Origin of the sequence: Ramlibacter tataouinensis, from assembly GCF_001580455.1 — a bacterium.
In the GTDB taxonomy this organism is placed as follows: domain Bacteria; phylum Pseudomonadota; class Gammaproteobacteria; order Burkholderiales; family Burkholderiaceae_C; genus Ramlibacter; species Ramlibacter tataouinensis_B.
This window is the reverse complement of record NZ_CP010951.1, coordinates 1,907,131-1,921,403: the sequence shown is the minus strand read 5'-3', so window position 1 is coordinate 1,921,403 and position 14,273 is coordinate 1,907,131. Positions and strand designations below refer to the sequence as shown.

Sequence of the window (14,273 nt, the reverse complement as noted above, 5' to 3'; positions counted from 1 at the left end):
GCGCGCCAGGGCCGCTTCGCGGCGGGGCCTGCGCTCAGGGTCGCGCTTATCATGGGCCGATGGCTTTCATGCTGCTGATCCATGAACCCGTCGGCCAGCGCGCCGCCCGCACCCGCGCGGAGGGCGAGGCCGTCTATGCCCGCATGCTGCGCTTCGCCGAGTACCTGAAGGCGAGAGAGATGCTGCTCGCGGTGGAGTCGCTCGCCGCGCAGGACCAGGGTGCCGCACGCGTCGAGCGTCGCGGGGGCCACGCCCAGGTCCTGGACGGTCCGTTTGCCGAGGCCAAGGAAATGGTCGGCGGCTTCTTCCTCCTGAACTGCAAGACGCGCGCGGAAGCCGTGGAGATCGCGCGCGCCTGTCCCGCCGCCGAGTGGGCGACGGTCGAGGTTCGCGAGACCGCGCCCTGCTACCTCTAGTAGGCCTACTAGGCATCAGGGTTTGCACCAAGGGGTGGCCTGTCGATTTCGCCTGGCCTCGTTCGTCGTGACTGTAGAAGCCGCCGATTCCGCGGCGCTTCCCAACCATCGAAGGAGTCCGTCATGCGTTTCATGATCCTGGTCAAGGCCACGCCCGATAGCGAGGCCGGCCGCTTCCCCGACAACCCCGAGCCGCTGTTCGCCGCCATGGCGGCCTACCACGAGGAACTGGCCAGGGCCGGTGCGCTGCTCGATGCCTCGGGCCTGCAGCCCAGCAGCAAGGGCTGGCGCGTCGAATACGAGGGCAGCAAGCGCGTCGTGGTCGACGGTCCGTTCACCGAGAGCAAGGAGCTCATCGCCGGCTACACGCTGATCCAGGTGCGATCGCGCGAGGAAGCGATCGAATGGTCGCGCCGCTTCCCGAATCCGATCGGCGAAGGCGTACGCTGCCACATCGAGGTGCGGCAGCTGTACGAGATGGAAGACTTCGACGGGATGGTGTCGGACCAGACCGCCGAGCGTTTCCGCGACATCGGCATGCAGTGAGAGGAAGTCCCACATGGCACGCAAGATCTTCGTCAACCTCCCCATCAAGAGCATGGAGCGCTCGCAGGCCTTCTTCCGCGCGCTCGGTTTCACGTTCAACCCGCAGTTCACCAACGAGCAGGGCGCCTGCATGGTGATCTCCGAGGACATCTTCGCCATGCTGCTGGTGGAGCCCTTCTTCCAGACCTTCACCAGCAAGCCGGTGGCGGATGCGAACAAGTCGACCGAGGTGCTGATCGCGCTGTCCTGCGAGAGCCGGGCCGAGGTGGACGAGCTGGTGAAAAAGGCGCTGGCGGCCGGCGGCCGCGCGCCCCAGCCGCCGCAGGACCACGGCTTCATGTACTACCACCAGTTCGAGGACCTCGACGGGCACATCTGGGAAGTGATGTGGATGGATCCCAACGCGGCCCCGCCGCAGGCCTGAGCGATGCACTCGGCCACCCACCAGGCGATCGCCGCGGTGTGGCGCATCGAGTCGGCGCGCATCGTCGCCGCCGTCGCGCGCATGACCCGCGACCTGGGAGTGGCAGAGGAGCTCGCGCAGGATGCGCTGGTCGCGGCGCTGGAGCACTGGCCGCGCGAGGGCATTCCCGACAAGCCCGGCGCCTGGTTGATGACCGCGGCCAAGCGGCGTGCGCTGGACCACCTGCGCCACGGCAAGCTGCAGGATGAGAAGTTGCGGGAACTGGGCCTGGACCTGGAAGCACAGGAGGCGCTGATCGTGCCCGACTTCGTGGATGCGCTGGACGCAGCTCGGCAGGATGACATCGGCGATGACATGCTGCGGCTGGTGTTCACCGCCTGCCACCCCGTCCTCCCGGCCGAGGCGCGCGTGGCGCTCACGCTCAAGCTGCTGGCCGGCCTGACCACGCATGAGATCGCCCGCGCCTACCTGGTGCCGGAGCCCACCATCGCCCAGCGCATCGTGCGCGCCAAGCGCAGCCTGGGCGAAGCCCGGGTCCCTTACGAGGTGCCGCGCGGCGAGGAACTGGCGCCGCGCCTGGCATCGGTGCTGGAGGTGATCTACCTGGTGTTCAACGAAGGCTACACCGCGACCGCAGGCACCGACTGGATGCGGCCGGCGCTGGCGCAGGAAGCGCTGCGGCTGGCGCGCATGCTGGCCGAACTGGCGCCACGCGAGCCGGAGGTGCATGGGCTGGTAGCGCTGCTTGAGCTGCAATCCTCGCGCATGGCGGCCCGCACCGACCGCGAGGGCCGGCCCATCCTGCTGGCCGACCAGGACCGGGCGCGCTGGGACCACTTGCTGATTCGCCGTGGCCTGGCGGCGCTGGAGCGGGCGCAGAAACTCGGTGGCCAGCACGGCTTCTATGCCCTGCAGGCCGCCATTGCGGCCTGTCACGCGAACGCGCCGACAGCACAGCAGACGGACTGGCCGCGCATCGCCGCGCTTTATGGAGAACTGGCGCAGCTCGCGCCCTCGCCGGTGGTGGAACTGAACCGCGCGGTGGCGGTGGCCATGGCCCACGGGCCGGCGGCGGGGCTGGAGATCATCGACCGGCTGCAGGGCGAGAAAAGCATGCGCAACTACCAGTGGCTGCCGAGCGTGCGCGGCGACCTGCTGGCCAAGCTGGAACGCTACGAAGAAGCGCGGGCGGAGTTCCTGCGGGCGGCGGCGATGGCGGGAAATGCCCGGGAGAAGGAACTGCTGCTCGCGCGGGCGCACGACTCACGCCCGCCAGGATGAACCGCCGCTGGCGGGCTGAGGTGCTGGTGTGGGCTGGTGGGTGGCTGCTGGCGCGGCGTCGGTCTTGTGGCTGTTCAATAGTTGATGTCGCTGGCGTGCCTCAGTGCATCACCAGCGGGTTTTGCGCCAGTTCGGCGTAGCCGTCGAGCGTCTCCTCGACTTCCTCCTGCGTTGGCGTATTCAGCTGCCAGGCGTTGATCTGGCGCTGGAAAGCCTCGGCCCAGGAGCCGTCGAGGTAGACCTCCTTGTTGGTTCGCTTGTCGACGATCTCGAAGCCGTGCCGAGCCACGCGAGGCGGCGGTTCACCTTCGGCGGGTTCGTTGGCCTGCAGGTGCACGACAACGAACGAGTCGGAGTCATAGAGCATTTGCATTTGGGATTCCTTGCCGATCTACATAGCAACGCTTGCGCTGCTTTCAAGGTGGACCGGGCACACCCTTAGCTTTTAGCCTAGGCGGTGGGCCTATTGCGCACTGTCGGTGGACGACCACAGCTGATCGACCCAATCCCCGCTCGGCTGTGTCAGACGCAGGCGCACCGGGGCGTAAGCAGCCCCGGGAGCGAGCCACAGCTCCAGCCGCGCGTCATAGGGCCCGACCGGCGCCCGTGTGAGCTTCAATGCCGGCATGGCGCCGCCGGGGAGCTCGAGTGGCTCGGAGGCCTCGACCACGAACAGCCAGGGCAAGGCCTCGCGCGCCGTCGCCGTCTGCAGCGCGATCCGCGTGCCCGGCGGGAATTCTTGCGGGTCGGCGGCGATCATGGCGCCGAGCTGCAGGATCACGCTGAGGCGATCCTGCGCGCCCGCTTCCAGTGCGGCCTCGGGCCGGTTGCTGCTGAAGCTGAGCTTGCCGGCCTCGCGCTCGAAATGCACGGCTTCCTCACTGCGCGACTTGTCCGCAAAGCGCAGCGGCGCCAGGCCCTGCGGCGTGACCCAGCCGGCGCTGTGCAGCAGCCGGCGGCGCAGGCCGGGCGCGTTCAGCTCGAGCTGGGCTTCGTAGCGGCTGCCGTCGTGCTGCCATCGCAAGGTCGCTTCGCCTTGCGTGACGACGCCGCGGACTTGCGCGTTGACCTGGTAGTGCCAACGCGCCGGCCCGGGCACCGCGAAGCGCGTCAACGGCAGCGGCGCCGCTGCCGGCAGCGCCGCCGGCCCGGTTGGGTCCGCCGCTGTCGACCGGCCCGTACCCGCTGCGCCCCGAGGCGGCAGCCGGGCGCGCTCCGGCTTCCGTTCCGCCGAGACCGATGCCGCCTCGGGCGCGGCCCGCGCCGCGGCCGGCGCCGGTGGCGCGACGCTGCGCGCGTGCCAAGTGGCCGGACGGTTCGGTTGCAGCACCCGCGGCGTGCCGGACAGCAGCCACAGGTGCAGGCCCAGGACCGCGGCTGCGAGGAGCATGAGGCGCCCCCACAGCCGGCGGACTTCAGGCATCGCGATGGCCCAGGTCGCCGGAGAGCTGCCGCGCCGCCGCGCGCAGGGGCTTTTCCACCGCGCCGCCCCATGCGGCGTCGAAGCTGCCGACGGCGCCGAGCGCGACCATGCCGAGCGCGATGTGGCCGTTGGCATCGAACACCGGTGCGCAGAAGCCGGCCACGCCGGGCAGCAGGGTGTCGACCACGCGGGCGACGCCGCGCTGCCGCACCTCGTCGAACAGCGCGCGCGCCTCGGCCAGGCTGGTGGGAATGTCCTGGCGGCGCTGGCGCTGCGCCCGCGCGATCTCGTCCTTGAGCATGGGCGTGATCGCCTCGGGGGCCGCATAGGCGGCAAAGCAGCGGCCGGTGGCCGAGGACAGCAGCGGCATCACGTCGCCCAGCCGCAGGTTCACCGTCACGGCCTGCGGCGACTCCTCCCAGTGCACGATGGTCGGGCCATGGTTGCCCCACACGGCCAGCGCCAGCGTGTGGCCGATCTCCTGGGCCAGCGCCGACACGCGGGGGCGCGCGAGCTTCACCGCATCGAGCCGCGACAGCGACGCCAACCCGAGCTTGAGCGCGGCCGGCCCGAGGTCATAGTGCGCGCTGGCGCCGTCCTGCGCCACCAGCTGCAAGCGCTGGAAGCTGACCAGGTAGCGGTGCGCCTTGGCCGCGCTCATCCCGGCCGCCGCCGCGAGGTCGCGCAGCATCAGCGGCCGGCGCGCCTGTGCCAGCACGTCCAGCAACGCGAAGCCCACCTCGACGGATTGGATGCCGGCGCGCTCCTTGCTCACCGAAGCTGGCCCATGAGGCAACCGGGGGAGTTGTCCCGCGCCGCCTTAGAATTTCGATAAGGTGAACTCATTCAACAATGCGTAAGAGTTTCGACGACTCTAGCGCATGCCGGACAAGGCGGCAAAGCCAATGAAACTCGCAAGCTACAAGGATGGATCGCGCGACGGCCAGCTGGTGGTGGTCTCGCGCGACCTGAGCACGGCCCACTACGCGACCGGCATCGCCGATCGCCTGCAGCAGGTGCTGGACGACTGGGGTTTCCTGTCGCCGCAACTGCAGGACCTGTACGAGACGCTGAACCAGGGCAAGGCGCGCCACGCGTTCCCGTTCGATCCGGCGCAGTGCATGTCCCCGCTGCCACGCGCCTACCAGTGGGCGGACGGCTCGGCCTACATCAACCACGTGGAGCTGGTGCGCCTGGCGCGCAACGCCAAGGTGCCGGAGAACTACTACACCGAGCCGCTCATGTACCAGGGCGGCAGCGACGATTTTCTCGGGCCGCGCGATGACGCGCAGTTCGCGAGCGAGGACTGGGGCATCGACTTCGAGGCCGAGGTCGCCGTGGTGACCGGTGACGTGCCCATGACCAGCACGCCCGAGCAGGCGCTGGAAGGCATCCGCCTGCTGATGCTGGCCAACGACTGGAGCCTGCGCCACCTGATCCCCGACGAACTCGCCAAGAGCTTCGGCTTCTTCCAGAGCAAGCCCGCCACGGCCTTCAGCCCGGTGGCCGTGACGCCCGACGAATTCGGCGACGCCTGGCAGGGCGGCAAGCTGCACCTGACGCTGCAGACGCAGTGGAACGGCCGTACTGTCGGCATGTGCGACGCCGGCCAGGAAATGACCTTCCATTTCGGCCAGCTGATCGCCCACATCTGCAAGACGCGCAACGTGCGCGCCGGCTCCATCGTCGGCAGCGGCACGGTGAGCAACCGCGCGGTGGAGAAGGACGACAACAAGGAATGGGTCAAGGGCTACTCCTGCATCGCCGAGAAGCGCGCGATCGAAACCATCCTCGATGGCAAGCCCTCCACCGAGTTCATGAAGTTCGGCGACACCGTGCGCATCGAGATGAAGGGCAAGGACGGCCAGAGCGTGTTCGGCGCGATCGAGCAGAAGGTGGCGAAGCTGGCGGGGTGAGCCGCCGCGTTCACTGAAGCGGCACGATGCGCGGGCTGACCGACGGCCCCGCGATGGCCAGTTCGCCCACGGCGACCGGCAGCTTGAAGCGCCGCGGGCCGGCGCTGCCCGGGTTGACGTAGAGCACGCCGTCCCGCTGCGCGATGCCCGGCTGGTGCGAGTGCCCCGACACCACCACCCGCACGCCGGCCACCCGGGGGTCGATGGCCAGTTGCGCGAGGTCATGCAGCAGGTACAGCCGGATCTCGCCCAGTTGCAGCAGATCAGTCTCCGGCAGCGCCTGCGCCCACGGTCCCGTGTCGTTGTTGCCGCGCACCGCCGTCACCGGCGCGAGCGCGGCGAGATCCTGCAACACGGCCGGGTGGCCGACGTCGCCCGCATGCAGGATGCGGTCGCAGCCGCGCAAGGCCTCCAGCGCCTGCGGCCGGAGCAGGCCGTGGGTGTCGGAGATCAGGCCGATGCGCAGCACGGCGCCCATGGCTGCGCGGGTTACCCTGCGGTCCTGGGTTCCACCAGCATGAAGCGCGGTTGTTCCCGGCCGTTCACTTGAACCCTCTCCAGGAACATCGCGAACGGCCGCACCCACAGGCCGGAGGCGTTGTACAGCGGCCGGTACAGCACCAGGGGCTCCAGGCTCTCGCTGTGGCGCACCACACCCAGCACCTCGTACTCGCCGCCCTTGTAGTGGCGGTAGCGGCCGGGCTCAATCGTCGGAAGCGGCGTCAGCTCAGTCATGGCGCCGAAGATACTGCAACACGTCTTGCGAAAAGACTTCAGCGAGCCAGTGCGGCCGGTTCTCGTCCTTCGCGTGAAAGTAGTCGCGAAGGACGGATCGGGGGCCGCGCGGCGTGGGCGTTGCAGCACGAGCTCTCCTGGCACCGGCGGTGAGGGGCCTAGCGTTCGCCGCCCCGGACGTCCTGGCTGGAGACGGGAGCGATCCACACGTCGTGCGCATGCTGCGTGTCGAGATACTCTCGCACCGCGCAGATCTGGCCATCCCTGAAGGCCAGCAGGAAGTGGTACTCCTGCCGGTACAGGCGACCGTTCTTCAGGTCCCCGGAAGAGGTCACTTCCATCGCAACACGATCGCCCTCGGCCACCGAGGAGAGCACCGTCATGCGCAGGCCGCCGGTCAGTGCCTCGAGCATGCGGCGGAACAGGCGCGCGATTCGCTCCTTGGTGTAGAGGCCGGCCGTCGGCATCAGCTCCTTCTTGCCGGGGATCTGCCAGGTCGCATCTTCGCTCATCAGCGCCAGCGCGCCATCGATGTCGCTGGCGGAGAACAGCTCGAAGAAGCGCTGTGCGACAGCGCGGTTGTGGTCTGCGTTCACGGCGCTCATGTGTTGCCCCGACCCGTCAGCCACCGGCCAGGAGACAGCCGCTGCCTCTGCGGGTTGATCCGGGATTTATATCAACAACGGCCGGCACGCGCCGAGCTTTCGGCCCTACAGGCGCAGCCACGGCGTCCCCGTCACCTCCGCCTCGGCTTTCGCCAGCGTGTCCAGGAACGACTGGCACCACCAGTGGACGTCGTACTTCTTGATCACCGCCATCTGCGACTGGTGCCGCACGCGCCGTTCTTCCACCGGCATGGTCAGCGCGAGGTGGATGGCGTTGGCCGTGCCTTCGATGTCGTAGGGATTGACCAGCAGCGCGTCCGGCAGTTGCTCGGCCACGCCGGCAAAGCGCGACAGCACCAGCACGCCGGGATCCGCCGGGTCCTGGGCGGCGATGAATTCCTTGGCCACCAGGTTCATGCCGTCGCGCAGCGGCGTGACCACGCCGACGCGGCTGGCGCGGTACAGGCCGGGCAGGCGCGGTCGCGCGACGGTGCGGTGGATGTAGCGCACCGGCATCCAGTCGAGCTCGCCGAAGTTGCCGTTGATCGAGCCGCACAGGCTTTCCAGTTCGTGCAGGATGTCGGTGTAGGCGGTCACGTCCTCGCGGCTGGGCGAGGCGATCTGGATCAGGGTGGCGCTGTCGCGGTGCTCGGGGTAGCTTTTCAGCAGCTCGCGGAAGGCCTTCAGCCGCTGCGGCAGGCCCTTGGAGTAGTCGAGCCGGTCCACCCCCACCAGCAGTTTGCGGCGCGAATACTCCTTGCGCATGCGCTCGAACATCTCCCGGGCCTCGGGCGCGTCCGTCAGCGCCTGGAATTCCTCCACATCGATGCCGATCGGGAAGGCGCAGGCCTGCACCGTGCGGTTGAAGGCGCGCCAGCGGCCGTCGTCGCCCAGGCGCTGCGCGCCCGCCTCCGCCTCCACGTAGCGGTCGAAGTGCCGCAGGTCGCCCCGGCTCTGGAAGCCCACCAGGTCATAGGCGAACAGTGCGCGGATCAGCCAGTCGTGGCCCGGGATCGCCGCCATGATCAACGAAGGCGGCAGCGGGATGTGCAGGAAGTAGCCGATGCGGTGGCCGCAGCCCAGCGCGCGCAATTCGGCCGCCAGCGGGATCAGGTGGTAGTCGTGCACCCAGACCACGTCGTCTGGCTGCAGCAGCGGCTTGAGCTTGCGGGCGAACAGCTGGTTGACGCGCCGGTAGCCGGCGACGTAGCCGGCGTCAAAGTCCGCCAGGTCCAGCCGGTAGTGGAACACCGGCCACAGCACGCCGTTGGAATAGCCCACGTAGAACGCGTCGTGGTCCTCCCGGCTCAGGTCCAGCGTGACCAGCTTGACCGGCCCGGCCTGCTGCGTGTGCTGACGGGCTTCACCGGGCTTGCCGCCATCGGCGGCTTCGATCACCTTGCCGCTCCAGCCGAACCACATCCCGCCGGTGCTGTTCAGCACGTCGGCCAGCGCGACCGCCAGCCCGCCGGCGGCCGTCTTGCGCGGATCCGCCACCCGGTTGGAGACGACGACCAGCCGCGACATCTAAACCCCTTGTACGCTGTTCTGGGCAGTCTGAATGTGATCAAGACCGCGCCAATCTAGACGCGCGACGACGCTAAGGCTGAACGCCTTCGCTAGGAGCGCAACGACGAGTGGTGCGGTTTTGATCACATTCAGATCACGCTGTCCCACGGCGCCGACAACCGCACCGCCGCGTTGATCAGGCCGACCATCGAGTAGGTCTGCGGGAAGTTGCCCCACATCTCGCCGGTGACCGGGTGCGTGTCCTCCGACAGCAGGCCGAGCGGGTTGCGATTCTTCAGCATCACCTCGAAGATCTCGCGCGCCTCGGCCTTGCGCCCGATGCGGCTCAGCGCGTCGATGCGCCAGAAGGTGCAGATGTTGAACGAGGTCTCGGGCTTGCCGAAGTCGTCGGCCGCCTCGTAGCGCCGCATGTAGGGGCCGTCGCACAGGGCGTCCTCGAGCGCGTGCACCGTGGAGATGAAGCGCGCGTCGTTCGGGTCGATGAAGTTGACTTCGGCCATCAGCAGCACGCTGGCGTCCAGGTCGCGGCCGCCGAAACTCTCGGCGAACGCCTGCCGCGAGTCGCACCACGCTTCGCGCAGGATGCGTTCGCGCACGACGTCGGCGCGCTCGCGCCAATAGCGGATGCGGTCCGGCAGCCGGAGCACCGCGGCGATCTTGGCCAGCCGGTCGCAGGCCACCCAGTTCATCAGCGCCGACGAGGTGTGGATGCGCGCGCGCGTGCGCAGCTCCCACATGCCGGCGTCGGGCTTGTCGTAGATGCGGAAGGCCTGTTCGCCGACCGCCTCGAGGTAGCCGAACTCGGCCTTGCCGGCGCGGCGGAACAGCCGGTGGTCGTGGAAGGACTGCGCCGCCGCCAGCACGATGTTGCCGTAGACGTCGTGCTGGAAGTGCTCGGCCGCCTGGTTGCCCACCCGCACCGGGCCTTGGCCGCGGTAGCCCGGCAGGTGTTCCATGATGGCCTCGGGCAAATGGCCCTCCTGGCCGACGCCGTACAGCGGCTGGATGTGGCCGCCGCCCGAGCGCACCACGATGTTGTTCACCCAGCGCAGGTACTCCTCCATGGTCGCCACCTCGGACAGGCTGTTGAGCGCGCGCACCACGAAGAAGGCATCGCGCAGCCAGCAGAAGCGGTAGTCCCAGTTGCGCCCGCTGTTGGGCGCCTCGGGGATGCTGGTGGTCATGGCCGCCACGATCGCGCCGGTGTCCTCGTACAGCGACAGCTTGAGCGTGATGGCGGCGCGGATCGCCGCGTCCTGCCACTCCAGCGGCAGCGACAGCGCGCGGGTCCAGGCGCGCCAGTAGGCGATGGTTTCCTGCTCGAAGCCGCGCGCCGTGTCCTCGATGCCGCTGAGCAGCGTCTCGTCCGGCCCCAGCACGAAGTTCATCGGCCGGTCGACCACGAAGCAGGTCTCGGCCAGCACGTAGTTGATCGGCGCATCGGTGTTCAGCCGCAGCACTCGATCGGGCCCGATATAGCGGATGTGCGTGCTGCCCTGCGTCACCATCGGCTGCGCGCGGCCCCAGTCGAAGCGCGGGCGCATGATCACGCGCATGCGCGGCGAGCCGGCCAGCACCTTGATGCGGCGGATCAGCGTCAGCGGCCGGAAGGTGCGCCCCCGGTTCCAGAAGCGCGGCGCCAGGTCGGTGATCTCGATGCCCTGTCCCTGCGAGTCGTGCAGGCGCGTGCGCAGCACGGCGGTGTTGGGCTCGTACTCCTGCTCGGCGCGGGCGAAGTCCTCCAGCTCGAAGGACCAGAGGCTGCCCGCCTCCGACGGGTCGAGCAGCGCATTGAACACGGGGTCGCCGTCGAAACGCGGCAGGCAGCACCACATGATGCCGCCGCGCTCGTTGACCAGGGCGCTGAAGGCGCAGTTGCCGATCAGGCCGAGCCGGAGCGAGGGCTCGGGCGGGTGCAGGGGCGGGTTCATGCATCGGCCTTTCTGGATTTCGCGGCCGCGGCGGCCTGGAGTTGTTTCCTGAAGTGTTCCGGCGAGGCGATGCGTTCCCAGGCCACCGTGGTGCCCTCGCCCACCTTCACGCCGATGCCCTGCAGGCGCTGCACCGTGGCGAACCCCACTTCATCGGTGATGTCGTCGCCCACGAACACCGGGCGGCGGCCGACGAAGGGCGGCTCGTGCATGAAGGCCTCGATCGCATGGCCCTTGCTGGCGCCGCCCGGCTTGGCCTCGAACACCATCTTGCCGGCCAGCAGCGTCACGCCGGGCGACTCGCGCACCGCGGCCTCCATGGCATCCCGGCAGGTCGTCTCGAGATCGGGCGCCTGCCGGAAATGCAGCGCGATGGAGCCGCGCTTGACTTCCACCCGCAGGCGCGGATCGTCCGCGGCCAGCGTCACCGCCACCGCCTGCACATGGTCCAGCGGATGGGTCATCACCAGCGTGAGCCGACCGGCCGCGGAGCGCCGCTCGGCGCCGTGCACGCCCGCGGCCGGCAGGCACAGGGGCTGCAGGAAGGCGTCGATCTGCTCGATCGGCCGGCCCGAAATCAGCGCCAGCGCGCCGCCCAGGTAGTGGCCCAGCGCCTCCAGCGAGGCGACCAGGCCCGCCGGCACGACCACCGCTTCCGGCTCAGGCGCGATGTCCACCAGCGTGCCATCGAAATCCAGGAACAGCGCGCTGGAGGGGACCAGCAGGTCCGAGAGGGTCATCATGGTCAAAGACCCTAGCAGAGGCCCTGCGAGAATGTCAGCTCACGCCGACGCCTGACCGGGTAGGAACCGGCCTACGCCGGTACGGGAAGCCGACGACTCAGGATGCGTACAGCTGCGAGATCGAGCGGAAGCCCTTGAGCTCGATCGGGTTGCCGAAGGGGTCGGTGAAGAACATGGTCCACTGCTCGCCGGGCTGGTCCGCGAAGCGCTGCTGGGGTTCAAGGATGAACCGGGTGCCGGCGCGGCGCAGCCGCTCGGCCATGGCCTGCCAGTCGGCCAGCTCCAGCACCAGCCCGAAATGCGGCATGGGCACCAGCTGGTCGTCGACATGCCCGGTGGGCTGGGTGCGCAGCGGCTCGCCCAGGTGCAGCGAGAGCTGGTGCCCCGCGAAGTCGAAGTCCACCCAGGTCGGCGCGCTGCGCCCTTCGATGCAACCGAGCACGCCGCCGTAGAAGCGCCGTGCCTCATCCAGGTCGGTCACGTTGATGGCGAGGTGGAATAAGCTTCTCATTTTTCGAGCTTAGCTCACCATGGACTACTCGCGTTACCAGACCCTGTCGATCACCCGCCGCGGCGCCGGTGGCGCCGTGCTGGACATCCAGATGCGTGCCAAGAACGGCAAGCTGCCGACGGCGGCGCACGAGGGGCACCGCGAACTGGCCGACATCTGGCGCGACGTGGACGCCGACGACAGCGTCCGGTGCGCGGTGCTGCGCGGCGAGGGCCAGGGCTTTTCCGGCGGCGGCGACCTGTCGCTGGTGGAGGACATGGCGCGCGACTTCGAGGTGCGCTCGCGCGTGTGGAAGGAGGCGCGCGACCTGGTCTACAACGTGATCAACTGCGACAAGCCCATCGTCAGCGCGATGCACGGGCCGGCGGTCGGCGCGGGGCTGGTGGCCGGCCTGCTGGCCGACATCCCGATCGCCGCCAAGACCGCGCGCATCGTCGACGGCCACACGCGGCTGGGCGTGGCGGCGGGCGACCATGCGGCCATCGTCTGGCCGCTGCTGTGCGGCATGGCCAAGGCCAAGTACTACCTGATGCTGTGCGAGCCGGTCACGGGCGAGGAGGCCGAGCGCATCGGCCTGGTGTCGCTCGCGGTCGACGACGACCGGCTGCTGCCCAAGGCCTACGAGATCGCCGACCGGCTGGCCGCCGGCTCGCAGTCGGCGATCCGCTGGACCAAGTATTCGCTGAACAACTGGCTGCGCCAGGCCGGCCCGAGCTTCGATACCTCGCTCGCCCTCGAATTCATGGGCTTCGCCGGCCCCGACGTGCGCGAAGGCGTGGCCTCGCTGCGCGAGCGCCGCGCCCCCAAGTACTGATCCCCAACCACTGACACCGACGGAACACGCTCCCATGCTGAAGATCCTGCTTCCCGCCCTCGCCTCGTTCGCGCTCGCCTGCGCGGCGCCCGTGCAGGCCCAGCCCGCCGCCAAGCCGGCCACGGCCCCGCTGCCGACCGTCGAGGCCGGCTGGGTGCGCGCCACCTTGCCGGGGCAGAAGGGCACCGGCGCCTTCATGCGCATCACCGCCCGCGAGCCCATGCAGCTGGTGGGCGTCTCCACGCCGGTGGCCGGTGTCGCCGAGGTGCACGAGATGAAGATGGAAGGCGACACCATGGTGATGCGCGCCGTCGACAAGCTGGAGCTGCCGGCGGGCAAGCCGATCGAGCTCAAGCCCGGTGGCTACCACCTGATGCTGCAGGACCTGAAGAAGCCGCTGGCGGCGGGCGCCACGGTGCCGGTCACGCTGGTGCTGCGCGATGCCCAGGGTGTGCAGAGCCGGATGCAGCTGGAGCTGCCGGTGCAGGCGGCAACCCCCGCGCAGAAGAAACACTGACGGCGACTCGCAACGTCGCTGCCACCCAAGGTGAACAGTTCGCGTCGCATGGAGTAAGCTGCTCCCCTAACCACTCTTTCCCCGGAGCGCGGCCATGAGCGACCCCCAGAATCTCGGCTTCGGCAAGTTCGTTCCCGGGTTCGACTTCCTGCAGAACCTGGCCAAGGGCGCATCGCACCCGGTGCCGCAAATGCCCAACCTGTCCAGCTGGGTCGCGCCCACGCTCAGCGTGGAAGAACTGGAAAAGCGCATCTCTGAACTGAAGGCGGTGCATTTCTGGCTCGACCAGAACTCCAAGGCGCTGGGCGCCACCATCCAGGCGCTGGAAGTGCAGAAGATGACCCTGGCCACGCTCAAGGGCATGAACGTGAACATGGCCGAAATGGCCAATGCGATGACGCTGAAGGCGGCCGACATGTTCGGCGGCATGCAGAAGATGGGCGAAAAGGCCACTGATGCGGCCGCCGCGGCGGCCGCACAGGCGCCGGCGAAGTCGGCCCCGGCCAAACCGGCGCGCAAGCCGGCGGCCAAGGCCTCGTCCCCGTCCTCCACCTCCACTTCCGCATCCGCCGGCAAGGGCGACGGAGCCGCCGCGGCGGGCGTCATCGATCCGCTGCAATGGTGGGGCTCGCTCACGCAGCAGTTCCAGCAGATCGCCTCCACCGCCTTGAAGGACGTGGCGGCCCAGAGTGCCTTCGATTCGGCCCGCAAGATGGCCACCGGCGCAGCGGCCCAGATGGCCACCGAGGCGGTCCAGGAGGCCGCCAAGTCCACCGGCGCCACGGCCAAGGCCACCAAGGCCACGACCGGCCACACCAGCGCGCGCAAGACGGCCGCGCGACGAACCGGGGCCAAGACCACCAGGCGCTAAGCGCGAATCC

At 69.1% G+C, this 14,273-nt stretch carries 18 protein-coding genes; 8 read left to right on the top strand and 10 right to left on the bottom strand.

The genetic code is table 11. From position 1 onward, the window contains the following. The first annotated feature begins 59 nt into the window (after positions 1-59). The 4 genes from UC35_RS09370 (at position 60) to UC35_RS09355 (ending at position 2,667) form a co-directional block, all read left to right on the top strand. A complete protein-coding gene (locus UC35_RS09370; protein WP_061498410.1) occupies positions 60-416 on the top strand; it encodes a YciI family protein in 357 nt (118 codons plus the stop codon). A 123-nt stretch (positions 417-539) separates the two neighbouring features. Continuing rightward, positions 540-962, top strand: coding sequence for a YciI family protein (locus tag UC35_RS09365; RefSeq protein ID WP_061498407.1), 423 nt, complete (start codon positions 540-542; stop codon positions 960-962). Between the two features lie 13 nt (positions 963-975). Next, positions 976-1,386 carry a VOC family protein gene (locus UC35_RS09360; RefSeq protein WP_061498402.1) on the top strand — a complete coding sequence of 137 codons (411 nt, stop codon included), beginning with the start codon at positions 976-978 and terminating at the stop codon, positions 1,384-1,386. A gap of 3 nt (positions 1,387-1,389) precedes the next feature. After that, positions 1,390-2,667 carry an RNA polymerase sigma factor gene (locus UC35_RS09355; protein WP_061498399.1) on the top strand — a complete coding sequence of 426 codons (1,278 nt, stop codon included), beginning with the start codon at positions 1,390-1,392 and terminating at the stop codon, positions 2,665-2,667. A 100-nt stretch (positions 2,668-2,767) separates the two neighbouring features. Here UC35_RS09355 and UC35_RS09350 read toward each other — a convergent pair whose 3' ends face one another. The 3 genes from UC35_RS09350 to UC35_RS09340 form a co-directional block, all read right to left on the bottom strand. Then, positions 2,768-3,040 carry a DUF3567 domain-containing protein gene (locus tag UC35_RS09350; protein WP_061498396.1) on the bottom strand — a complete coding sequence of 91 codons (273 nt, stop codon included), beginning with the start codon at positions 3,038-3,040 and terminating at the stop codon, positions 2,768-2,770. 90 nt (positions 3,041-3,130) lie between these two features. Further along, complete coding sequence (locus UC35_RS09345) at positions 3,131-4,057, bottom strand: DUF3108 domain-containing protein (protein WP_145979386.1); 927 nt, start codon at positions 4,055-4,057, stop codon at positions 3,131-3,133. A 25-nt stretch (positions 4,058-4,082) separates the two neighbouring features. Then, positions 4,083-4,865: an IclR family transcriptional regulator gene (locus UC35_RS09340; RefSeq protein WP_061498390.1), complete on the bottom strand. Its 783-nt coding sequence runs from the start codon at positions 4,863-4,865 to the stop codon at positions 4,083-4,085. Positions 4,866-4,995: 130 nt separating this feature from the next. On the opposite strand from UC35_RS09340, the gene UC35_RS09335 reads away from it, so the two are divergent. After that, entirely contained in the window at positions 4,996-6,006 is a 1,011-nt protein-coding gene (locus tag UC35_RS09335; RefSeq protein ID WP_061503762.1) for a fumarylacetoacetate hydrolase family protein, read from the top strand. A 10-nt stretch (positions 6,007-6,016) separates the two neighbouring features. Here UC35_RS09335 and UC35_RS09330 read toward each other — a convergent pair whose 3' ends face one another. The 7 genes from UC35_RS09330 to UC35_RS09300 form a co-directional block, all read right to left on the bottom strand. After that, the gene (locus UC35_RS09330) at positions 6,017-6,484 is read right to left on the bottom strand and encodes a metallophosphoesterase family protein (protein WP_145979385.1); all 468 of its coding nucleotides are present in this window, start codon (positions 6,482-6,484) and stop codon (positions 6,017-6,019) included. Between the two features lie 11 nt (positions 6,485-6,495). After that, a complete protein-coding gene (locus tag UC35_RS09325) occupies positions 6,496-6,741 on the bottom strand; it encodes a DUF1653 domain-containing protein (protein ID WP_061498387.1) in 246 nt (81 codons plus the stop codon). Between the two features lie 158 nt (positions 6,742-6,899). Then, the gene (locus tag UC35_RS09320; protein ID WP_158513878.1) at positions 6,900-7,337 is read right to left on the bottom strand and encodes a nuclear transport factor 2 family protein; all 438 of its coding nucleotides are present in this window, start codon (positions 7,335-7,337) and stop codon (positions 6,900-6,902) included. Between the two features lie 114 nt (positions 7,338-7,451). Then, positions 7,452-8,873, bottom strand: coding sequence for an alpha,alpha-trehalose-phosphate synthase (UDP-forming) (gene otsA, locus UC35_RS09315; RefSeq protein WP_061498381.1), 1,422 nt, complete (start codon positions 8,871-8,873; stop codon positions 7,452-7,454). 131 nt (positions 8,874-9,004) lie between these two features. Further along, positions 9,005-10,807, bottom strand: coding sequence for a glycoside hydrolase family 15 protein (locus UC35_RS09310; RefSeq protein WP_082792969.1), 1,803 nt, complete (start codon positions 10,805-10,807; stop codon positions 9,005-9,007). Beyond that, entirely contained in the window at positions 10,804-11,550 is a 747-nt protein-coding gene (otsB, locus tag UC35_RS09305) for a trehalose-phosphatase (RefSeq protein WP_145979384.1), read from the bottom strand. Before otsB ends, UC35_RS09310 begins: the two co-directional genes overlap by 4 nt. A 97-nt stretch (positions 11,551-11,647) precedes the next feature. Continuing rightward, complete coding sequence (locus tag UC35_RS09300) at positions 11,648-12,061, bottom strand: VOC family protein (protein WP_061498378.1); 414 nt, start codon at positions 12,059-12,061, stop codon at positions 11,648-11,650. Positions 12,062-12,080: 19 nt separating this feature from the next. On the opposite strand from UC35_RS09300, the gene UC35_RS09295 reads away from it, so the two are divergent. The 3 genes from UC35_RS09295 to UC35_RS09285 all read left to right on the top strand — a co-directional run bounded on the left by UC35_RS09295 (position 12,081) and on the right by UC35_RS09285 (position 14,263). Next, positions 12,081-12,875: an enoyl-CoA hydratase/isomerase family protein gene (locus tag UC35_RS09295; RefSeq protein WP_061498377.1), complete on the top strand. Its 795-nt coding sequence runs from the start codon at positions 12,081-12,083 to the stop codon at positions 12,873-12,875. Positions 12,876-12,909: 34 nt separating this feature from the next. Beyond that, the gene (locus tag UC35_RS09290; RefSeq protein ID WP_061498374.1) at positions 12,910-13,392 is read left to right on the top strand and encodes a copper chaperone PCu(A)C; all 483 of its coding nucleotides are present in this window, start codon (positions 12,910-12,912) and stop codon (positions 13,390-13,392) included. A gap of 94 nt (positions 13,393-13,486) precedes the next feature. Continuing rightward, on the top strand, positions 13,487-14,263 hold the full coding sequence (locus tag UC35_RS09285) for a PhaM family polyhydroxyalkanoate granule multifunctional regulatory protein (RefSeq protein ID WP_061498371.1): 777 nt from the start codon (positions 13,487-13,489) through the stop codon (positions 14,261-14,263). The last annotated feature ends 10 nt before the right edge of the window (positions 14,264-14,273 follow it).